The sequence below is a fragment of the Pseudomonas sp. genome (assembly GCF_030683065.1).
GTDB lineage: Bacteria > Pseudomonadota > Gammaproteobacteria > Pseudomonadales > Pseudomonadaceae > Aquipseudomonas.
Map to the genome: position 1 here is coordinate 39,640 of NZ_JAUXMX010000030.1, position 19,734 is coordinate 59,373.

The following is a 19,734-nucleotide window of genomic DNA, read 5'->3' on the forward strand; positions in this document are numbered from 1 at the left end:
CCCTTTTTTAGGCCACCAAGATGGTGGCGCCTTAGCGTGTTACTGCGGCTTGTTGGTACCGCGGCCAAAACCCGGACGCTGCCCTTCGCCCTTCGGCTGACTGCGACGCTTGACTGGAGCAGCCGGCTTGCGCCCTGGGCGCGCGCTCAGTTCGACGCCTGGGCGCAACGTCTTGGACTTGTTCGGTGCCTTCTTGTTGACATCGCGCGGCCGCTCGGCAACGGGAGTCCCCTTACTCGGAGCAGAACGACCTTGCTCGCCACGGCCGTTTTCCACACGCGGCGGGCGCGGAGTACGGACTGCACCACCTTCACTGCGTGGTGTACGCACGGCACGCTCACCACTTTCGCTGCGAGGTGTACGCACGGCACGCTCACCACCTTCGCTGCGTGGTGTACGCACGGCACGCTCACCACCTTCGCTACGAGGTGTACGCACGGCACGCTCACCACCTTCGCTGCGTGGTGTACGCACGGCACGCTCACCACTTTCGCTGCGCGGCGTACGTACGGCATGCTCACTACCTTCGCTGCGCGGCGTACGCACGGCACGCTCACCACCTTCGCTGCGTGGTGTACGTCCGGAACCGGAACGCTCAGAGCTCACCGCACCACCATGAGCAGGCCGCAGGGTGCGCTGCGGGCGCGCGTCGCGACCAACCGGCTTGGCCGACTTGCGCTGCAGCCGCTCAAGCTTGTCGCGGGTTTTTTCTTTCATGTCCGGTAATGCAACCGACTTGAGACCCACTTCCTCGCTGAGAATATCCACTTCGCGCTGGCTCATTTCGCGCCAACGGCCCATGGTCAGATCCGAGGTTATGAATACCGGACCGAAACGCACGCGCTTCAGGCGACTAACTACCAAGCCCTGGGATTCCCATAGACGGCGCACTTCGCGGTTACGACCCTCCATCACCACGCAGTGATACCAGTGGTTGAAACCCACTCCACCGGGAGCCACTTTGATATCAGTGAACTTGGCCGGACCGTCTTCAAGCATCACGCCGGCTTTCAGCCGCTCGATCATTTCATCGTCGACTTCGCCGCGCACACGTACCGCGTACTCACGGTCCATCTGGAAGGACGGATGCATCAAGCGGTTGGCCAACTCACCATCGGTGGTGAACATCAGCAAACCAGTGGTATTGATGTCGAGGCGACCGATGTTGATCCAACGGCCCTCTCTTGGGCGCGGCAAGCGGTCGAACACGGTCGGACGCCCTTCCGGGTCGTCGCGGGTGCAGATCTCGCCTTCGGGTTTGTTATAGATGATCACACGGCGCACGCTTTCGGCGGCTTCTTCACGTTTGATCAAGCGGCCGTCAATGGCGATGGCATCGTGCAAATCGACACGCTGACCTAGGCCGGCAACGGCGCCGTTGACCTTGACTCGGCCGGCGCTGATCCAACCTTCGATTTCGCGACGCGAAGCAAGGCCCATACGCGCCATGACTTTCTGCAGTTTTTCGCCTGCGGGGCTATATTCTTCGGACTCACTCATCTGGGCACCTCCCGGTGTATCTCTAGTGATGGACGACAGTACGTCGTCGAAAGGCCGAAGATCATACGCCAATAGCGCAGCGCACGCACCGCCCATGACCCACTCACAGACGAGCCGTTAGCGGTTTTCGACAGCCGGCGCACCCAGGTTACCTATGATGCGGCAGCGTCTGCTCATCCGCCGACTCGGCCAGCTCGCCGCATGTTTCATCCACCGCCAACACTGAAAAATCATCGAAATCGGTCTTCAAACCCTGCTCCATGGAGTCCAGCTCGGCCAGCAGACTGCTGAAGCTGGTTTCCTCGCTGGCCGCCACGACCGGTTCATCAGCAAGCGCCAAGTCCGCACGGGCCTGCAGGCTTTGCGGCGCCGCAGGCTCGTCATCGAAGTCCAGTAGCGGCTCAGGCTCAAGCTCACGTAGAGACGCAAGCGGCGGTAGCTGATCGAGACTTTTCAGATTGAAGTGATCGAGAAACGCCTTGGTGGTCGCCAGCATCGCCGGCTTGCCCGGAACGTCGCGATAGCCAACCACCCGAATCCACTCGCGTTCCAGCAAGGTTTTGACGATGTGGCTGTTGACCGCCACGCCGCGAATATCTTCGATCTCGCCACGGGTAATCGGCTGCCGGTAGGCAATCAACGCCAGGGTCTCCAGCATGGCACGCGAATAACGCTGCGGGCGCTCTTCCCACAGGCGCCCGACCCAGGGCGCGTAGACCTCACGTACCTGCAGGCGGTAGCCGGAAGCCACCTCAACCAGCTCGAAGGCACGCCCCTCGCAGGATTGACGCAGCCGCTCCAGGGCTTTTTTGAACACTGCAGGCTCGGGGCGCTCCGCCTCCTCGAACAGCTCGAACAGGCGCTCCAGCGATTGCGGTTTGCCAGAGGCGAACAAGAACGCCTCCAACAGGCTGGCCAGTTCACGGGGATTGGTCAGGTTCATGGTCATTCAGCTCGCGCACGCACGTGGATAGGTCCAAAGGCTTCATTTTGCACCAGTTCGACCAACGATTCCTTGATCAGCTCGAGCACTGCCATAAAGGTCACCACAATACCCAGGCGTCCTTCATCGGCCGTGTAAAGATCGACAAAAGGCACGAATGCTCCGCCCTTGAGGCGTTCCAGCACCTCGCTCATACGCTCGCGGGTCGACAGCGTCTCACGGCTGACCTGGTGACTTTCGAACATGTCGGCGCGGTGCAACACCTGCGCCATCGACAGCAACAGCTCCTCCAGGTTGACCTCTGGCAGCAGCTTGCGCGCCTGTGCCTGAGGCGCGTCCAGACGCGGTACCGTGAGGTCACGACCAACCCGCGTCAGCCTATCGAGACCTTCGGCAGCAGCCTTGTAGCGCTCGTATTCCTGCAGGCGGCGAATCAGTTCGGCGCGCGGATCGTCTTCTTCCTCCAGGACCTCGCTCGAACGCGGCAGAAGCATCCGCGACTTGATCTCGGCGAGCATCGCCGCCATCACCAGATACTCGGCGGCCAGCTCCAGGCGCACCGTCTGCATCAACTCGACATAGCCCATGTACTGGCGGGTTATTTCCGCCACGGGAATGTCCAGCACATCGATATTTTGCTTTCGGATTAGATAGAGCAACAAGTCCAGAGGCCCCTCGAAGGCTTCGAGAAATACCTCGAGTGCATCCGGCGGGATATACAGATCCAGCGGCATTTCGGTCACCGCCCGGCCATATACCAACGCGAACGGCAACTCTTGCTGGGCGCCGGCTTGAGCGTCGGCGGGCGGTTGAGGTGACTGCATAGCGATTTACCGAACCCTTGCTCAGCGGTAATTCAGACCCAAGGCCAAGCGCACCTCGGCCAGGGTTTCCCGGGCTTCATTGCGCGCACGTTCAGCGCCCTCAGCAAGAATGCTGCGCAGCAAATCAGGGTTGTCCTGATAGTCGGCAGCACGCGCCTGCAACGGCTGCAGCTCTTTTTGCACGGCCTCGATCAATGGCCCCTTGCAGTCCAGACAACCGATCCCCGCGCTTTTGCACCCTTGCTCCAGCGCAGCACGTGCCTCTTTACTTGTGTACACCTCATGCAACTGCCACACAGGACAATGGGCAGGATTACCGGGATCGTTACGATGCACCCGCGCAGGGTCAGTGGGCATACGCCGGATCTTTTCTTCGACCTCGGCACTGCTGTCGCGCAGAAAAATGGCATTGCCGCTAGACGTGGACATTTTGCCGCCATCAAGCCCCGGCAGCTTGGGCGTATCGCTGAGCAACGGTCCCGGCTCAGGCAGCAACACCTTGCCACCGCCCTCCAGGTAACCGAACAGGCGCTCTTTATCGCCGATAATGATGCTCTGCTGCTCTTTGAGCAGCGCGCGGGCGGTCTCCAGAGCCTCGACATCGCCTTGCTGCTGGTACGCCTGGCGCAGGTTGTTGTAGAGCGCGGCGGTTTTCTTGCCGAGTTTTAGAATCGCCGCCTCAGCTTTCAGTTCAAAGCCTGGCTCGCGTCCGTAGAGATGATTGAAGCGGCGAGCTACTTCGCGAGCAAACTCGATATGGGCCAATTGATCGGCACCAACCGGCACCACGCCGGCCCGGTACAGCAGGATATCGGCGGCCTGCAGCAATGGATAACCCAGAAAACCATAGGTACCAAGCTCCCGACCCGGCAGCAGATTTTGCTGCTCTTTATAGGATGGCACCCGCTCCAGCCAACTGAGCGGACAGATCATCGACAGCAGCAGGTGCAGTTCAGCATGCTCGGGCACTTGCGACTGAATGAACAAGGTCGCAGAACTTGGACTTACCCCGGCAGCCAGCCAATCCACTGCCATGTCCATCACATGCTGGGATATTTGCCCAGCATCCTGGTAGCTGGTCGTCAGTGCGTGCCAGTCAACGATGCAGAAATAGCATTCGTATTCGTGCTGCAACTTGATCCAGCTCTTCAACACACCATGATAATGACCAAGGTGTAAGCGGCCACTGGGCCGCATACCTGAGAGCACGCGACGTTCGGAATCAACAAGGCTCAAACCGGGTTACCTAAGCGAATCAACAAGGTCGGGAGTATAGCGAGGCACGAAGCTGTCGCGGGAAAAACGACAAGGGAACCGTTCGTGCAAAAAAACGGTCGCACATAATGATGCTGCTCGGCCAGTGCTGACAGCAGAACTGCGCGCCAGCAGCAGTACCAGGCTTGACGCAAATCCCGGCCATTCGTCGAGGATCACAGCATGAAAACTCCCGCCCTGACCTTAACCCTGGCTGCAGCCTTGCTGCTGCTCTTGGCGCAGCCAAGCGCATATGCCGCGATGATCGGCACACAGGAAGTCCTCGACGCTCAGACCGAGCGTGACAAAGTCAGTGAGTTTTTCCACCGAGCCGATGTCGAGGAGCGCTTGCAGGCTATGGATATCCCAGCGGCCGTAGCCCGCAGCCGGGTAAGCGCCCTGACACCTGCGGAAGTTGCCACTCTGGCACAGCGGATTGATGCCTTGCCGGCTGCCGGAGCACTCAGCGGTAGCGACTTCGTCATCATCCTGCTGGTCGCCATCCTGGTGGCATTGCTTTTATAGGTGGGGCATATCGCGCTTTTCGGGCGCGGCCTCAGGCATCGCCGAAAGGCGTTGGGTCGCCACAGCCGACACGAATGATTTGCGGCTCATCGTCAACCAGGTTGATGACGGTCGAGGCCTCCAATCCGCCAAAGCCGCCATCGATGATCAGGTCGACCTGATGCTCCAGGATCTGGCGCATTTCGTAGGGGTCGCTCATCGGCAGCTTCTCGCCCGGCAGAATCAGGCTGACGCTCATCAACGGCTCGCCAAGCTCACCGAGCAACGCCTGGGCAATCGGATGATTAGGTACCCGCAAACCAATGGTGCGCCGCTTGGGGTGCAACAGCATGCGCGGCACTTCGCGTGTAGCACTGAGAATAAAGGTGTAGGGCCCAGGCGTATGGCTCTTCAACAAACGGAAGGCACCCGTACCGACTTTGGCGAACAGGCCAATCTGCGACAGGTCGCGGCAAACCAGGGTGAAATTGTGTTTGTCGTCCAGCAGGCGCAAACGGCGGATACGCTCCACCGCACTCTTGTCGCCAATGTGGCAACCCAGTGCATAGGACGAGTCGGTGGGATAAATCACTACGCCCCCGGCCCTGATGATCTCCACGGCCTGTTTGATCAGGCGCAGCTGTGGGTTTTCCGGGTGAACCTGGAAAAATTGACTCACACTAACTCCCTGTTCAACTTGCAGTAGGCTGTTGGACATGCTGGAAACGCGCCCAAAGGGGCGACAGGTCTTCGGGCACGGGGCGATACATACCCAGTTCAGACCAGTCACCAGGTGCATGAAAGTCACTGCCGGCGCTTGCCAGCAGACCGAATTCGCGGGCCAGGATCGCCAATCCACCAACCTGTTCGGCTGGCTGCATACCGTTGACCACCTCAAGCGCATGGCCACCGGCAGCGGCATAGTCGGCGATCAACTTGCGGCGCTTACTACGAGTAAAGTCGTACTGCCACGGGTGCGCCAGGCTGATCAAGCCTCCCGACTCCAGCAAGGTCGCAACGGTCTGCTGTAAGGTCGGCCAATGCTGTTTGACGTCACCCAACTTGCCCGATCCGAGCCACTTGCGAAAGGCCTCGGCGCGGTCTTTGACGTAACCGGCGCGCACCATAAATTCGGCGAAATGCGGGCGAGCCGGGGCGTTACCGCTGTCACCCAATTCCTGCTGCACCGCGCGCGCGCCTTCCAGCGCGCCAGGCATACCTTTATTGTCCAAGCGCTTACTGATTTCAGCCGCGCGCAGCCAGCGGCCCTCATGCAACTCGGCAATCGACTGCAGCAACGCTGGAGCGTCGCTGCGAAAGGCATAACCAAGCACATGAATGGTAGCGCCACCCCAGGTGCAGGACAGCTCGATGCCATTGACCAGCTGCATATCCAGCGCCAGAGCCGCAGCTCGCGCCTCGTCTTGGCCTTCGAGGGTGTCGTGATCGGTCAGTGCCAATAGCCGCACACCACGTTCATGTGCCCGCGCAACCACCACCGCCGGTGCGAGCGCACCGTCTGAGGCTGTGCTGTGACAATGCAAATCAACATCCATAAGGAGCGCTTTCTCGATAATTTATGTTTGTTATTATGCCGACACTGGCGAACTCTTGCTGACATCACTAATAAACCGTTGAATAGTGACAAGTTAATGCCCGCCCTCAGGGCAGAAGAAACGCGTTAGGCACTCATTCGTGAGCATGGGGCTGCAGACTTCTAGCCTCTGACGCCAGGCGCATCGTGATACGAGACTGCCGTCACTACTCACTGTATGTGCAACGGGCCGCCAAGCGGATAACGTTCAACGAATCGCCAAACAATTTCTCGACTTTGTCAGTCCATGCTGCTTTTCTGCATTAATAACGACTGGCAACCAGCCATTAAGGATTGAGATGCTCTACGCCATTATCGCAACCGATGTTGAAAACTCCCTGGAAAACCGTCTGGCTGCCCGTCCTGCGCACGTCGCGCGGCTGGAGCAGCTGAAAAGCGAAGGCCGCCTGGTTCTCGCTGGCCCGCATCCAGCCATCGACAGCACGGACCCAGGCCCGGCGGGCTTTTCCGGCAGCCTGATCGTTGCCGAGTTCGACTCGCTGACTGCAGCTAAACACTGGGCCGATGCCGACCCTTACCGCGCGGCAGGCGTCTATGCCTCGGTGCAGGTCAAGCCATTCAAGCTGGTACTGCCTTAATACGCACCAGCCACTGCAGCTCTCCCCTAACGATCCAATAGGACACAGGAGTTCCGATGCGACCAGGCCCGCGGTCTTTGTTGTTTGCGCTGTTGCTGCTGCCGCTTGTTACCTATGCTGAGCAAAACCCGCCGGCCTCCACCGCCACTGCAGAGCAGGCACAGATCGACGCCCTCGAACAGCGCCTGGCCACCAGTGAGCAGCAGCGCGAAGCCTTGAATGCAGAACTGCAAGCCAGCGCAGGCGAGCGCGAAAGCGCGCAATTACAACGCCTGCGCCAGGAAAACCAACGCCTCAAACTACAATTGAAGAAAACCCAGGCCGAAGCGCCCAAACCGCTGCTCGGCGATCAACAACAATGGTTCGCCGTGGGCGCCGGCGCCGCACTGCTGGGCGTCATTCTCGGCGCACTGCTGCGCGGCAATCGTCGTTCACGGCGTGAGTGGATAAACTGAATTTAGTATGAGCGCTCTTCTCCTGATCGACGATGACATCGAACTCTGTGAGCTGCTGGCCAGTTGGCTGGAGCAGGAAGGTTTCCAGGTCAGCGCTTGCCATGATGGCAGCAGCGCACGCCTTGCCTTGGCCAACCAGACACCCGATGCGGTGATACTCGATGTGATGCTGCCTGACGGCAGTGGCCTGGAGTTACTCAAGCAATTACGCAGTGACTACCCGGAGTTACCGGTGCTGATGCTCTCCGCCAGGGGTGAGCCGCTGGATCGCATCCTTGGTCTTGAGCTTGGCGCCGACGATTATCTGGCCAAGCCCTGCGACCCCCGCGAGTTGACCGCACGCCTGCGCGCCGTATTGCGGCGCAGCGTGCACCCGACGGTGACCAGCCAACTGCAACTGGGCGACTTGTGCTTCAGTCAAGCCCGTGGCGTGGCGACTATCGGCGAGCATGAGGTCATTCTCACCCTGTCGGAAAGTCGCCTGCTCGAAACCCTGCTGCAACAGCCCGGCGAACCCGTGGGTAAGCAGGAGCTGGCGCAACTGGCGTTGGGCCGCAAGCTGACCCTGTATGACCGCAGCCTGGACATGCACGTCAGCAACCTGCGCAAAAAACTCGGCCCGCACCCGGACGGACGCCCGCGCATCCTTGCCTTGCGCAGCCGCGGCTACTACTACAGCGCCTGAGATTGCCGGGTAAAGCCACACGTAGCGCGCCTTTACGCAAGCTTTACCCTCGCCTGACGGCTCTTGACCTTGACCGCTCTAGACTGGGCGCATCCGGTAACTAACCGGCATCGAGACAAGGAGACACACCATGCGCAAGACTCTCACCGCCCTGTTACTCACACTGACTCTGCCAACGCTGGCCATGGCCATGCCTGAAGGCGGCTCGTATCACGGCGGCGGCCACCATGGCGGGCACGGTGACAAGCACGGTTCGCGGATGTTCAAAGACCTCGACCTGAGCAAAGAGCAACACCGTGAGATCCGTACATTGATGGGCGACCAGATGAAGAGCCTCCACGAAATCAACCAGCGCTACCTGGAAAAACTGCCCGCAGCCGAACAAAAGGCCATGCAAGACGAGCTGAAAGCCTCCAAGGACAAACAGCACAGCGCCATTCGCAACCTGCTCAAACCCGAGCAGCAGAAGGCCTTCGACGAGCACCAGAAGAACATGCAGGAACGCCGCGCCGAGCGTGCAGCCTTCAACGTATGGAAAGCCGAGCAGGCCGACAAGGCCGAATGATGGCAAGCGGCTGCGGCTGCTCCTGATCCACCCCACCCATCAAGCTCAGGCTTGATGGGTTTTTTAATTACTGAGGAGTGACCCGTGCGTTCATTGTTCTGGCGCATTTTGGCCAGCTTTTGGCTCGCCCTCGCCTTGGTGGCAGGGCTGTCCATGCTGCTGGGGCGAGTACTGAATCAGGACGCCTGGATTCTCAGCCAGCATCCGGCCCTTGATGGACTGGCCGAAACCTGGACCCGCCACTACGAAGAGCAAGGCGCAGCTGCCGCTCAGGCCTATCTCGAGCGACGCAAAGATGTGTCGCGCCTCAACGTACAAGTACTCGATGACAACGGCCAGCCCTTGGTCAGGGGGACGTTTCCACCGCGCGCGGCCGCCTACGAGGCACGCCAGAAGAATGAAAAACGCCTGCCCTGGCGCCGCCTGACCACCGACTACAGCAGCCCGCAGAGCGGCGAAACCTACCTGTTTGTTTACCGCATCCCCCACCCGGAACTGGCCGCCTGGCACCGAGGCAGCCTGCTCTGGCCGCTCAGTGCACTGGCCATCGCACTGGTTGTACTGACCCTGCTCAGCCTGCTGGTGACGCTGTCCATTACCCGCCCACTGAACCGCCTGCGCGGCGCGGTGCATGACCTCGGCCAGACCGCCTACCAGCAAAACAGCCTGGCCCGCCTGGCCAATAGACGGGACGAACTCGGCGTGCTGGCCCGCGATTTCAACCGCATGGGTGCACGCCTGCAAGGGCTGATCGGCAGTCAGCGCCAACTGCTGCGTGACGTGTCCCACGAACTGCGCTCGCCACTGGCGCGCTTGCGCATCGCCCTGGCACTGGCCGAGCGCGCTGATTCCGACCAACGGGACAAGCTCTGGCCGCGCCTGGCGCGCGAATGCGACCGTTTGGAAACCTTGATCAGCGAGATTCTCGCCCTCGCCCGTCTCGACGCCGACCCTGGCGCAGCGCAACCCGTCGACCTTGCCGCGCTGCTGCGCAAGCTGCAGGAAGAGGCGCAACTCAACACCCCAGAGCAGCGGGTGGAGATCAAGCTGCAACCAGGAATAAGCCTGTGCGGCTGGCCGGATATGCTCGAACGAGCGCTGGATAACCTGCTGCGCAATGCCGTGCGCTTTAACCCGGCCGGCCAGCCGATTGAGCTCAAGGCCGAGCATCAAGCCGGCGAGCTATGCCTCAGCGTACGCGACCACGGACCGGGCGTTGCTGCCGAATACCTGACCAGGCTGGGCGAGCCCTTCTTTCGCGCGCCAGGGCAAAACTCGCCAGGTCATGGGCTGGGCCTGGCAATTGCGCGCCGCGCCGCAGAGCGCCACGGCGGCCGGCTCGTCCTGACCAATCACCCCGAAGGAGGCTTCAGCGCCAGCTTGCAGCTACCGCTCACGCCGCAAGCCAGTCTGTAAGGGCGGCGTTCCGCCAGTTTTTCTGGCGCGCCGATGAACCTGCGCCCGCCCCTATGAATCGCCCGCTACACGCCAGGCCAGGGGCTGACGAAATCGGCTACCGCCAATGGCGCAGGTTTGCGTAATTCACGCTCGGCAGTGCCCAGGTAGAGGACGGCGATAATCTGCTCGTCACTGCCCAAACCAAGCCCCTGCGCCACGTGAGCGTTGTAGCTGAGCTCACCGGTGCGCCATACCGCGCCGATGCCCTGGGCATGGGCGGCGAGCAGAATGGCATGGGTAGCGCAACCCGCGGCGATTACCTGCTCCTGCGCCGGCACCTTGGATTGAGCCTGCACACGCGCAATCACCACCACCAGCAACGGCGCCCGAAGCGGCATGGCGCGCGCCTTGACCAAGGCTTCCTCGCTGATGTCATCAGCACCGGCGGCCATGGCCTGGGCAAACAGCTCACCCAGCTGCTCACGCGCAGCCCCCTCAATCGTGAGAAAACGCCACGGCCGCAACTGTCCGTGATCCGGCGCACGCAATGCCGCGCGAAACAGTAATTCACGCTGCGCAGCATCGGGTGCAGGCTCGCGCAAACGCGGCACTGAAACACGATGTAGCAGAGCATCGAGAGCATCCATCGACCACCTCCTGAATTTAATTAAGCGGGAATTCTAGAACGTAGTGTCGGGCACTGGGTAAATACTCTTACCCAGAGACACAGCAACAGCTGAAATTGGCTGCAGGAATCAACTCAGAGACGCGCGCAAATTCACCGACGCCAGCGTTACTGGCGCAAACAGGATCGAGCGAGAGGGCGCTAGATGGGTAAAAATCGCCAAGCGGCTGTATGCAGCACCCTGCAAGGGTAAAGCGCAGTATTGCGGGTGGGCATAATAGTTTTCCGCGATGCCCGGCAACAACTGATTACAACGCTACAGACGCCAGCACAGCGGCGTGATCGAGCAGGTTTACAGCCACTGCGGCGCGAGTAGAATGGCGCCCCTTGCCGTAATCAACCCGAGCTCCTTGTCATGGCCCTGCCGACGCTGCGTATCATCGGTTTCATCCTCGGCATTTTCCTGATTACCCTGGCCGTCAGCATGACCATCCCCATGCTGACGCTCGTGGTGTTCGAGCGCACCGATGACCTGGCGGCCTTTCTCTGGTCGAGCCTGATCACCCTGGCCTGCGGCCTTGCCTTGGTGCTTACCGGGCGCCCGGCCGATGCTCAACTGCGCCCGCGCGACATGTACATGCTGACCACCACCAGTTGGTTGGTGGTGTGCGTCTTCGCCGCCCTGCCGATGATGCTGATTCAACACATCAGCTACACCGACGCCTTCTTCGAAACCATGTCAGGCATCACCACCACCGGCTCCACCGTACTGACCAACCTCGATAGCGCCTCACCGGGGCTGCTGATCTGGCGTTCGCTGCTGCAGTGGCTGGGTGGTATCGGCTTTATCGGCATGGCAGTGGCGATTCTGCCGCTGCTGCGCGTCGGTGGCATGCGCTTGTTCCAGAGTGAATCATCGGATTGGGGCCAGAAGGTCATGCCGCGCTCGCACATGGCGGCCAAGTACATCATCGCGATTTTCGTCGGCTTGACCCTGGCCGGCACCCTGGCCTACTGGTTGGCCGGCATGAGCTGGTTCGAGGCCATCAACCATGCAATGACCTCAATCTCCACTGGCGGCTATTCCACCTCCGACAATTCCATGGCCAACTTCGGCCCGGCCTCCCACTGGGTAGCAATCGTACTGATGCTGCTGGGCGCCCTGCCCTTCACCCTCTTCGTCGCCACCATCCGTGGCAATCGCCGCGCCATGATCAAGGACCAGCAAGTACGCGGCCTCATCTCGATGCTGGTCTTCACCTGCCTGCTGTTCAGCCTGTGGCTCTGGGCAAACTCCGAATACGCCTATCTCGATGCCTTGCGCATCGTCACCCTCAACGTGGTTTCGGTGGTCACGACCACTGGGTATGCCCTCGGCGACTACACCCTGTGGGGCGATTTCGCCGTGATGATTTTCTTCTACCTGACCTTCGTTGGCGGCTGCTCTGGCTCGACCTCGGGCGGCCTGAAGATCTTTCGCTTTCAAGTAGCCTATACCCTGCTGCGCAGCGGCCTCAACCAACTGGTCCACCCGCGCGCGGTGATCAAGCAGCGCTATAACGGGCACAACCTTGATGAGGAGATCGTCCGTTCGATCCTCACCTTCTCGTTCTTCTTCACCATCACCATCGGCCTGATCGCCCTGGGGCTGGCGATGATCGGGCTGGACTGGACCACCGCACTCACTGCAGCAGCCACCGCCGTGTGCAATGTCGGCCCGGGGCTTGGCCCGATAATCGGCCCAGCGGGCAATTTTTCCAGCCTGCCAGATGCGGCCAAATGGCTACTGACCCTCGGCATGTTGCTTGGTCGCCTGGAGATCCTCACCGTACTGGTGCTGGTTACCCGCGCGTTCTGGAGGCATTAAATACCGGCAAAGCTGCCGATGACTCGGCGCCTTACCAACAGTTGCACCTGGAATCACGTCATTATTTGCCTGGAAATCCATTAGATGGCCGTACCGACCCTGCGCATCATCGCCTTTATCAATGGCATATTTTTAATCACCCTGGCGGTGAGCATGCTGGTGCCGATGCTTACCCTGGTGATTTTCGAGCGGACTCATGAGCTCAATGGTTTTCTCTGGTCGAGCCTGATCACCTTCGTCGTCGGGCTGTCCATGGTCGCCCAGGGCTACCCGAAAGGGGTCGAACTGCGACCACGCGACATGTACATGCTCACTGTGTCGAGTTGGCTGCTGGTGTGCATCTTCGCCTCGCTGCCATTCATGCTGGCCCAGCATATGGGCCTGGCCGATGCCATCTTCGAGAGCATGTCGGGCATTACCGCTACCGGTGCCACTGTGCTCAGCGGCCTGGACAGCATGTCGCCGGGCATCCTGATCTGGCGCTCGCTGTTGCACTGGCTCGGCGGCATCGGCTTCATCGCCATGGCTGTTGCGATCCTGCCGATGCTGCGCATCGGTGGTATGCGCCTGTTCCAGACCGAATCTTCGGATCGTTCGGACAAGGTCATGCCGCGCTCGCACATGGTGGCCAAGTACATGGTCGCAGCCTATGTCGGCATCAGCCTGCTGAGTTGCCTGGCGTTCTGGCTCGCGGGCATGGGCCTGTTCGATGCGATCAACCACACCATGTCGGCAATCGCTACCGGCGGGTTCTCGACCTCTGACAGCTCGCTCGGCAAATGGTCACAACCGGCGATACATTGGGTAGCAGTAGTGGTAATGATTCTCGGCAGCCTGCCGTTCGTGCTCTATGTGTCGACCCTTCGCGGCAACTTCCTGGCGCTGTTCAGGGATCAGCAGGTACGCGGCTTCCTCGGTATTCTGCTAAGCACCTGGTTGGCACTTGGCCTCTGGTACAGCCTGACCAGCGAACTGCACTGGCTGGACGCGGTACGGCATGTGGCGGTGAACACCACCTCGATCATGACCACCACCGGCTTTGCCCTGGGCGACTACACCCTGTGGGGTGGCTTTGCCGGCATGTTGTTCTTCTACCTGGGCTTTATTGGCGGCTGCTCCGGCTCGACCGCCGGCGGCCTGAAGATCTTCCGTTTCCAGGTCGCCTATATTCTGCTCAAGGCCAACCTGCAACAACTGGTGCACCCGCGCGCGGTGATCAAGCAGCAATACAACCAACACCGCCTGGACGAAGACATCGTCCGTTCGATCCTGACCTTTTCATTTTTCTTCACCATCACCATCGCCCTACTGGCCCTGGCCTTGACGCTCTGCGGCCTGGACTGGATCACCGCGCTCAGCGGTGCCGCCAGCACGGTGTCCGGGGTCGGACCGGGGATGGGCCCAATCATTGGCCCCGCCGGCAACTTCTCAAGCCTGCCGGACACGGCCAAGTGGCTGTTGAGCGCCGGCATGCTGCTCGGCCGCCTGGAAATCCTGACGGTGCTGGTGCTGCTGATGCCCGCGTTCTGGAGGCATTGAGGCTGCCAGTAGCCGCCTACAGCCGCGCGCGGTACTCGCCTGGCGTGAGGTCAAACCAGCGCCGAAATGCGCGAAAGAAATTGCTCGGATCGGCAAAACCGAGCAGATAAGCCACTTCCAGCAGGGTCAGATTGGGCTGAGCCAAGTACTGCTCGGCCAACTCGCGACGGCTGTCATCGAGCAGGCGCTGAAAGCTCGCCCCCTCGTCCTGCAGACGCCGCTGCAAGGTCCGTTGCGACACATGCAGCGCCTGCGCCACTACCTCACGCCGCGGTTCGCCCTGAGGTAGCAGGCGGCACAGTACTTGCCGGACCTGGTGACTGACGCGGCTGTCCGAGAAGCGCGCCAGGTACTCGCCGGCAAACCTGTCATGCAGCTGGGCCAGCGACTCATTGGCCGTCGGCAGAGGCCGATCCAGATCGGCGCGCTCGAACAGCAGCGCATAGTGCGTGGCGTTGAACCTGAGCGGCGCCTGGAACACCTGCTGAAAGGGTTCGAGGTTGGCTGGCGGCTCACCTTGAAACAGCACCTGTTGCGGACGAATCGGCTGGCCGGTCAGCCAGCGACAGAAGGCCAGCGCATAGGCCATCGAGGCCTCGGCGCTTTGCCGTGCCGGCGGCAGACGGTCGCCATGAATCGCCAGGATCAACTCATACCCCTTGGCCGTGGTGCGGAAGCTGAGGTCGGCGCCCTCGGCGATGATCCGCTGATAGCGCACCAGGCGCGCGAGCCCTTCGGTCAGGCTACGACTGGACATCAAGGCGTAGCCAACCACATGAAATGACGCCGGACGCACCACCTTGGCCATGTTCAGGCCAATCGCCGGATTACCTGATAGTTCCACCGCGCGCAGCCATAGACGGGTCATGTCATCTTGGGCAAAGCGTGCATCGGGATCTGCAAGCGCGGCGTAATCCAGCCCCAGTTCGCGAAAGATCGCGCGGCAGTCGACACTGCCCATTTCCAGAGCCTGGACAATGCCCAAGGCCCAACTCGATGAAGTGGTGCGTTCGCTCATGGCGTTATTCTTATTAAAGTCATCGGATAGCCGCTGGCAGGATACTAAACTGGCACTTAATGTCACTGGCCCAACAGGACAGCGAGCCTAGACTGCAAACACTGCGCAGCCGCTGAATCTGAATACCAGGCGCAGCCAGTACATTATCAGGAGACAGCTCATGGCCACGCCCCCCAGCGATCGTTTCACCCGCTTTGCCGACTTCTACCCTTATTACCTGCAGGAACACAGCAACCCGACCTGTCGCCGCCTGCATTACGTCGGCAGCCTGTTGGTGCTGGGCATCCTCGCCTACGCCCTGACCACACAGCAGTGGCTATGGCTGCTGGCCATGCCCTTCGCCGGTTATGGATTTGCCTGGGTCGGCCACTTCATCTTCGAGAAGAACCGCCCGGCCACCTTTCAATACCCGCTGTACAGTTTCATGGGGGACTGGGTAATGCTCAAGGATGCCTTCAGTGGGCGTATCAAGTTCTGATCCGACGCGTTGCGGCAGCCTCCAACCATCCACTGGCCGGCATCTTCACACCGTTGAGCAGTGATGCTTGGCTCGCGTCGCCTTGCGTGGTTATGATCCGCGCTCTGTTGCAATCCTGGTTCAGCGCTTTTAGTGCTACGTAGACGTCCAGCAGAGACGTCGGTTAATCAGCAGGAATCGTTTCAACCGCATGAATGCCACGACTCAGACCCGGCTCCGCGCATCGCTGGAGCCACCCCTACACGAGTATTACTCGCGCGTACTGGCCTATATCGCTGTGGCCGCAAGCATCGCTGCCGGCACCTATACCCAGCATTTCGCCTACGACATTCTGTGGCTGGTGCCGTATGCCCTGCTCTATCCGCACCTGGCTCACCACCTGAGTCAGCGCTTCAAGGGTGATAATGCACAACCCACCACCCTGGCCCTGCTATTCATCGACGCGCTGCACTGCGGTGCGGTGCTTGTCCTGCTCAACTTGTCGGTAGTCCCGAGCCTGATGTGCCTGCTGATTCTGGCCTTCAGTTCGATGCTGCAGGGTGGCCTGCGTTACCTCGGGCTGGCCATGCTGGCAGCACTCAGCAGCACCCTGCTCAGCGTCGCGTTGATCGAGCTGAAGTTCAACCCCGACACACCGGCTCTGGTCGCTTTGGTGAGCATCGCCTTCAGCGCCCTGTATGTCTGCATCAGCGCTTATTTCGTTCACCAGCAAAGCTTGCGCCTGACCCTGGTGCGCTGCGAAATCAAACGCGAACAGGAAAAAGCCGCCCGCCTGGCGCGCAACCTGGCCAAGTACCTGTCACCGCAAGTGTGGGAGTCGATCTTCACCGGCAAGAAGAGCGTGCGCCTGGAGACCCAGCGCAAGAAACTCACGGTGTTTTTCTCCGATATCAAAGGCTTCACCGAACTATCCGAAGAGCTGGAAGCCGAGGCCCTGACCGACCTGCTCAACACCTACCTCAATGAAATGTCGAAGATCTGCCTGAAGTATGGCGGCACCATCGACAAGTTCATTGGCGACAGCGTCATGGTGTTCTTCGGCGACCCGGCCAGCAAAGGCGCCAAGCAAGATGCCATGGCCGCGGTATCGATGGCCGTGGCCATGCGCAAGCACATGAAAGTGCTGCGCCAACAGTGGCGTGCCCAGGGCATTACCAAACCGCTGGAAATCCGCATGGGCCTTAATACCGGCTACTGCACGGTGGGCAACTTTGGTGCCGATACGCGCATGGACTACACCATCATCGGTCGCGACGTAAACCTGGCCAGCCGCCTGGAAAGCGCTGCCGAAGCCGGCGAGATCCTCATCTCCCACGAGACCTACTCACTGGTCAAGGATCTGATCATGTGCCGCGACAAGGGCCAGATCAACGTCAAGGGCTTTACCCGTCCGGTACAGATCTACCAGGTGGTGGATTTCCGCCGCGACCTGGGCGCCACCTCCAGCTATGTCGAACATGAGTTGCCTGGCTTCTCCATGTACCTGGACACCAACGGCATCCAGAATTTCGACAAGCAACGGGTGATTCAGGCGCTGCAGCAGGCCGCCGAGAAATTACGCGACAAGGTGATCATGTAGGGTGGCCGGGTTTGCGTTCGCCGCGTTACCCATCAACGACACCTATGGGTATCGATCAACCCGTCGGGTTGGTTTGCGCCGGCTTTTGTAGGAGGTGGCGGGCCGCGTAGGCTTGAGCGCAGCGATACCCATCACAGAGGCCAGCAAATCAGTGCGAGGCAGAATCCAGGGCGGTCCGGACGTCACTCCGCTTTAGCCGCGAAGCCCTTTGCCCTAGCGCGCTCTACAACTCCGCGACCGGCTCCTGGCCCAGGCACGGCGCGCCGCCGAGTAACGGCTGACGGGCCAGGAATTCCAGTGCCGAGACCCGCCAGGATTCCTGCGCCGCCAACTCGGCGCAGCGCGTGCGATCCAGCTCCAGCGCCGCCAGGCAGGCCGCACGCAAATCTTCGCGCATCACCCCGGTCACGCCCGCCTCCAGCACATCCAATGGGCCAGGCACGGGAAAAGCCGCCACCGGCGTACCGCAGGCCAACGCCTCGAGCATCACCAGGCCATAGGTATCGGTGCGCGAGGGAAACACCAGCACGCTGGCCTGACGATAGGCTTCGGCCAATTCTGCAGTGTGCCGATAGCCGAGAAACTTCACCGCCGGGTAACGCGCCTGCAAGGCTTCACGCAGCGGACCGTCGCCGACCACCCGCTTCTCGCCGGGCAGGTCAAGGTCGAGAAAGGCCTCCAGGTTCTTTTCCGTGGCGACCCGCCCGACACACAGGAACACCGGTTTGAGCGCCCCGAACTGCTGTGCCTGCGGCTTAAACAAGCGCGTATCGACGCCCTTGCGCCACAGCAGCAGGCGCTGCAGGCCCCAGCCGGCAAACTCCGTGCGCATGCGTTCAGTGGTTACCAGCACGGCCTCGCTCGGGCGATGGAAAACGCGCAGGTAGGCATAACCCCAGCGCAGCGGCACCCAGGGCCAACGGCCCTGGATGTACTCGGGAAAGCGCGTATGGATAGCACTGGAAAACGCCAGGCCGCGCTTGCACAGCCAGCGTCTGGCGGCCCAGCCGAGTGGTCCTTCGGTGGCCAGATGCACACAGTCGGGCTGAAACTGGCGAATTGCCGGGCCGACCCGCCAGAGGTTCCACGCCAGCGGAATCTCCGGATACGTCGGGCACGGCCAGCTGCGAAAGTCCTGCGGCGACAGCAGTTTGACCTGATGACCAAGGCTGCGCAGTTCGCCGACCAGAGCCTGCAAGCTGGTGACCACGCCGTTGACCTGAGGTAGCCAGGCGTCCGAGACGATCAGTATTCTCATGCAGCCGGCTCGACTGCTACCAGCTGGTCGCCCAGTACCAAGGCTTGACGAGCCTGGTCATCGGCCAGCCGATACAGTTCAATATGGCCATCCAGGTGCTCAATCAAGGCCGTGCAGGACTCGACCCAGTCGCCGCAATTCATGTATTCCACATCACCCATCGGGCGAATCTCGGCATGGTGAATGTGCCCGCAGACCACACCATTGAAGCCGCGCTTGACGCATTCATGGACGATCGCCTGCTCAAAGTCGCTGATGAAGTTCACCGCGCCCTTGACCTTGTGCTTGAGGTAGGCCGACAGCGACCAATAACCGTAGCCGTAACGACTGCGCCAATGATTGAGCCAGCGGTTGAGCGTGAGGGTGATCTCGTAGGCCGAGTCGCCGAGAAAGGCCAACCAGCGGTGGTAACGGGTGATCACATCGAACTGGTCGCCATGGATCACCAGTAAACGACGACCATCGGCGGTGATGTGTTCGGCCTCGTCGACCAACTGGATATTACCCAGCATCAGCGACGAATAACGGCGCAGAAACTCGTCATGATTGCCAGTGACATAGATCACCTCGGTGCCGCGCTTGCTCATGGTCAGCAGGCGCCGGATCACGTTGCTATGGCTCTGTGGCCAGTACACCCCGCTGCGCAATCGCCAGCCGTCGATGATGTCGCCCACCAGGTAAATCCGGTCGACCTGATAGCGCTTGAGGAACGCCGCCAGGTGTTCGGCCTGACAATCCCGGGTACCTAGATGAACATCGGAAATCCACAGGGTGCGAACGCGTTGCTTGCGACTCGGCTTGGCGAGCTGGGCGCTGGTCATGGGCGGCCTCCGGCTGGGTTTTTACAAGCCTGCATGCCTGCGGTGAAAGCTCTGTGACGAAGCCATGGCAGTTCAATGACAGCGACCCACCCCGTCCACGGCCAGCTGCCTGCTAGCAGGCCGTTGAAAAATGTAGGCGAGGCAGGCAAGACAAGGCAAAAACGGCCGAGGAAGCGGAGTTTACTGGCTGTAAATGAGCATTCCGAGGCCGTTTTTAACGCCGGATTG

20 protein-coding genes are annotated in these 19,734 nt (G+C 60.7%); 10 read left to right on the plus strand and 10 right to left on the minus strand.

The features are described from left to right. Positions 1 to 39: 39 nt before the first annotated feature. The 4 genes from rluB to Q8K09_RS07990 form a co-directional block, all read right to left on the minus strand. Entirely contained in the window at positions 40 to 1,500 is a 1,461-nt protein-coding gene (gene rluB / locus Q8K09_RS07975; RefSeq protein WP_305254439.1) for a 23S rRNA pseudouridine(2605) synthase RluB, read from the minus strand. Between the two features lie 148 nt (positions 1,501 to 1,648). Continuing rightward, complete coding sequence (gene scpB, locus Q8K09_RS07980) at positions 1,649 to 2,443, minus strand: SMC-Scp complex subunit ScpB (RefSeq protein WP_305254440.1); 795 nt, start codon at positions 2,441 to 2,443, stop codon at positions 1,649 to 1,651. Positions 2,444 to 2,445: 2 nt separating this feature from the next. Continuing rightward, a complete protein-coding gene (locus tag Q8K09_RS07985) occupies positions 2,446 to 3,177 on the minus strand; it encodes a ScpA family protein (protein ID WP_305254656.1) in 732 nt (243 codons plus the stop codon). 111 nt (positions 3,178 to 3,288) lie between these two features. Continuing rightward, the gene (locus Q8K09_RS07990) at positions 3,289 to 4,503 is read right to left on the minus strand and encodes a tryptophan--tRNA ligase (protein WP_305254441.1); all 1,215 of its coding nucleotides are present in this window, start codon (positions 4,501 to 4,503) and stop codon (positions 3,289 to 3,291) included. Between the two features lie 201 nt (positions 4,504 to 4,704). Here Q8K09_RS07990 and Q8K09_RS07995 point away from each other — a divergent pair, with 201 nt between their 5' ends. Further along, the gene (locus Q8K09_RS07995; RefSeq protein WP_305254442.1) at positions 4,705 to 5,046 is read left to right on the plus strand and encodes a PA2779 family protein; all 342 of its coding nucleotides are present in this window, start codon (positions 4,705 to 4,707) and stop codon (positions 5,044 to 5,046) included. Positions 5,047 to 5,077: 31 nt separating this feature from the next. Here the strand turns inward: Q8K09_RS07995 and Q8K09_RS08000 are convergent, their stop codons facing one another. Continuing rightward, a complete protein-coding gene (locus Q8K09_RS08000) occupies positions 5,078 to 5,704 on the minus strand; it encodes an L-threonylcarbamoyladenylate synthase (RefSeq protein WP_305254443.1) in 627 nt (208 codons plus the stop codon). A gap of 13 nt (positions 5,705 to 5,717) precedes the next feature. Next, on the minus strand, positions 5,718 to 6,581 hold the full coding sequence (locus Q8K09_RS08005) for a PHP domain-containing protein (protein WP_305254444.1): 864 nt from the start codon (positions 6,579 to 6,581) through the stop codon (positions 5,718 to 5,720). Positions 6,582 to 6,918: 337 nt separating this feature from the next. On the opposite strand from Q8K09_RS08005, the gene Q8K09_RS08010 reads away from it, so the two are divergent. The 5 genes from Q8K09_RS08010 to Q8K09_RS08030 all read left to right on the plus strand — a co-directional run bounded on the left by Q8K09_RS08010 (position 6,919) and on the right by Q8K09_RS08030 (position 10,339). After that, on the plus strand, positions 6,919 to 7,218 hold the full coding sequence (locus tag Q8K09_RS08010; RefSeq protein ID WP_305254445.1) for a YciI family protein: 300 nt from the start codon (positions 6,919 to 6,921) through the stop codon (positions 7,216 to 7,218). A gap of 56 nt (positions 7,219 to 7,274) precedes the next feature. Beyond that, a complete protein-coding gene (locus Q8K09_RS08015) occupies positions 7,275 to 7,673 on the plus strand; it encodes a translation initiation factor 2 (RefSeq protein WP_305254446.1) in 399 nt (132 codons plus the stop codon). Positions 7,674 to 7,680: 7 nt separating this feature from the next. Next, positions 7,681 to 8,358 carry a response regulator transcription factor gene (locus Q8K09_RS08020; RefSeq protein ID WP_305254447.1) on the plus strand — a complete coding sequence of 226 codons (678 nt, stop codon included), beginning with the start codon at positions 7,681 to 7,683 and terminating at the stop codon, positions 8,356 to 8,358. A gap of 130 nt (positions 8,359 to 8,488) precedes the next feature. After that, positions 8,489 to 8,923 (plus strand): Spy/CpxP family protein refolding chaperone, encoded by a 435-nt coding sequence (locus Q8K09_RS08025; RefSeq protein WP_305254448.1) that lies wholly within the window; start codon positions 8,489 to 8,491, stop codon positions 8,921 to 8,923. 84 nt (positions 8,924 to 9,007) lie between these two features. Then, the gene (locus Q8K09_RS08030) at positions 9,008 to 10,339 is read left to right on the plus strand and encodes a HAMP domain-containing sensor histidine kinase (protein WP_305254449.1); all 1,332 of its coding nucleotides are present in this window, start codon (positions 9,008 to 9,010) and stop codon (positions 10,337 to 10,339) included. 65 nt (positions 10,340 to 10,404) lie between these two features. On the opposite strand, the gene Q8K09_RS08035 is transcribed toward Q8K09_RS08030, so the two are convergent. Continuing rightward, a complete protein-coding gene (locus Q8K09_RS08035) occupies positions 10,405 to 10,968 on the minus strand; it encodes a nitroreductase family protein (RefSeq protein WP_305254450.1) in 564 nt (187 codons plus the stop codon). A gap of 393 nt (positions 10,969 to 11,361) precedes the next feature. Between Q8K09_RS08035 and Q8K09_RS08040 the strand changes: the two genes are divergently transcribed. Together Q8K09_RS08040 and Q8K09_RS08045 are read left to right on the plus strand one after the other, a co-directional pair. Continuing rightward, positions 11,362 to 12,813, plus strand: coding sequence for a TrkH family potassium uptake protein (locus Q8K09_RS08040; RefSeq protein ID WP_305254451.1), 1,452 nt, complete (start codon positions 11,362 to 11,364; stop codon positions 12,811 to 12,813). 84 nt (positions 12,814 to 12,897) lie between these two features. Beyond that, positions 12,898 to 14,352, plus strand: coding sequence for a TrkH family potassium uptake protein (locus Q8K09_RS08045; protein ID WP_305254452.1), 1,455 nt, complete (start codon positions 12,898 to 12,900; stop codon positions 14,350 to 14,352). 16 nt (positions 14,353 to 14,368) lie between these two features. Here Q8K09_RS08045 and Q8K09_RS08050 read toward each other — a convergent pair whose 3' ends face one another. After that, positions 14,369 to 15,370: an AraC family transcriptional regulator gene (locus tag Q8K09_RS08050; RefSeq protein WP_305254453.1), complete on the minus strand. Its 1,002-nt coding sequence runs from the start codon at positions 15,368 to 15,370 to the stop codon at positions 14,369 to 14,371. A gap of 160 nt (positions 15,371 to 15,530) precedes the next feature. Here Q8K09_RS08050 and Q8K09_RS08055 point away from each other — a divergent pair, with 160 nt between their 5' ends. Then, a complete protein-coding gene (locus Q8K09_RS08055; RefSeq protein WP_305254454.1) occupies positions 15,531 to 15,848 on the plus strand; it encodes an Mpo1-like protein in 318 nt (105 codons plus the stop codon). 190 nt (positions 15,849 to 16,038) lie between these two features. Beyond that, positions 16,039 to 17,427 carry an adenylate/guanylate cyclase domain-containing protein gene (locus tag Q8K09_RS08060; RefSeq protein ID WP_305254455.1) on the plus strand — a complete coding sequence of 463 codons (1,389 nt, stop codon included), beginning with the start codon at positions 16,039 to 16,041 and terminating at the stop codon, positions 17,425 to 17,427. A 223-nt stretch (positions 17,428 to 17,650) separates the two neighbouring features. On the opposite strand, the gene Q8K09_RS08065 is transcribed toward Q8K09_RS08060, so the two are convergent. Then, positions 17,651 to 18,685 (minus strand): glycosyltransferase family 1 protein, encoded by a 1,035-nt coding sequence (locus Q8K09_RS08065; RefSeq protein WP_305254456.1) that lies wholly within the window; start codon positions 18,683 to 18,685, stop codon positions 17,651 to 17,653. Then, the gene (locus tag Q8K09_RS08070; RefSeq protein ID WP_305254457.1) at positions 18,682 to 19,506 is read right to left on the minus strand and encodes a UDP-2,3-diacylglucosamine diphosphatase; all 825 of its coding nucleotides are present in this window, start codon (positions 19,504 to 19,506) and stop codon (positions 18,682 to 18,684) included. Before Q8K09_RS08070 ends, Q8K09_RS08065 begins: the two co-directional genes overlap by 4 nt. Between the last annotated feature and the right edge of the window lie 228 nt (positions 19,507 to 19,734).

Bases quoted from the DNA above. Each gene is read 5' to 3' on its own strand.
- Q8K09_RS07985 (WP_305254656.1), bottom strand. From the start codon at position 3,177: ATGCCGCTGGATCTGTATATCCCGCCGGATGCACTCGAGGTATTTCTC.
- Q8K09_RS07995 (WP_305254442.1), top strand. From the start codon at position 4,705: ATGAAAACTCCCGCCCTGACCTTAACCCTGGCTGCAGCCTTGCTGCTG.
- Q8K09_RS08035 (WP_305254450.1), bottom strand. From the start codon at position 10,968: ATGGATGCTCTCGATGCTCTGCTACATCGTGTTTCAGTGCCGCGTTTG.
- Q8K09_RS08015 (WP_305254446.1), top strand. From the start codon at position 7,275: ATGCGACCAGGCCCGCGGTCTTTGTTGTTTGCGCTGTTGCTGCTGCCG.
- Q8K09_RS08050 (WP_305254453.1), bottom strand. From the start codon at position 15,370: ATGAGCGAACGCACCACTTCATCGAGTTGGGCCTTGGGCATTGTCCAG.
- Q8K09_RS08020 (WP_305254447.1), top strand. From the start codon at position 7,681: ATGAGCGCTCTTCTCCTGATCGACGATGACATCGAACTCTGTGAGCTG.
- scpB (WP_305254440.1), bottom strand. From the start codon at position 2,443: ATGAACCTGACCAATCCCCGTGAACTGGCCAGCCTGTTGGAGGCGTTC.
- Q8K09_RS08045 (WP_305254452.1), top strand. From the start codon at position 12,898: ATGGCCGTACCGACCCTGCGCATCATCGCCTTTATCAATGGCATATTT.
- Q8K09_RS08040 (WP_305254451.1), top strand. From the start codon at position 11,362: ATGGCCCTGCCGACGCTGCGTATCATCGGTTTCATCCTCGGCATTTTC.
- Q8K09_RS08005 (WP_305254444.1), bottom strand. From the start codon at position 6,581: ATGGATGTTGATTTGCATTGTCACAGCACAGCCTCAGACGGTGCGCTC.
- Q8K09_RS08055 (WP_305254454.1), top strand. From the start codon at position 15,531: ATGGCCACGCCCCCCAGCGATCGTTTCACCCGCTTTGCCGACTTCTAC.
- rluB (WP_305254439.1), bottom strand. From the start codon at position 1,500: ATGAGTGAGTCCGAAGAATATAGCCCCGCAGGCGAAAAACTGCAGAAA.
- Q8K09_RS08010 (WP_305254445.1), top strand. From the start codon at position 6,919: ATGCTCTACGCCATTATCGCAACCGATGTTGAAAACTCCCTGGAAAAC.
- Q8K09_RS08065 (WP_305254456.1), bottom strand. From the start codon at position 18,685: ATGAGAATACTGATCGTCTCGGACGCCTGGCTACCTCAGGTCAACGGC.
- Q8K09_RS08060 (WP_305254455.1), top strand. From the start codon at position 16,039: ATGAATGCCACGACTCAGACCCGGCTCCGCGCATCGCTGGAGCCACCC.
- Q8K09_RS08070 (WP_305254457.1), bottom strand. From the start codon at position 19,506: ATGACCAGCGCCCAGCTCGCCAAGCCGAGTCGCAAGCAACGCGTTCGC.
- Q8K09_RS08025 (WP_305254448.1), top strand. From the start codon at position 8,489: ATGCGCAAGACTCTCACCGCCCTGTTACTCACACTGACTCTGCCAACG.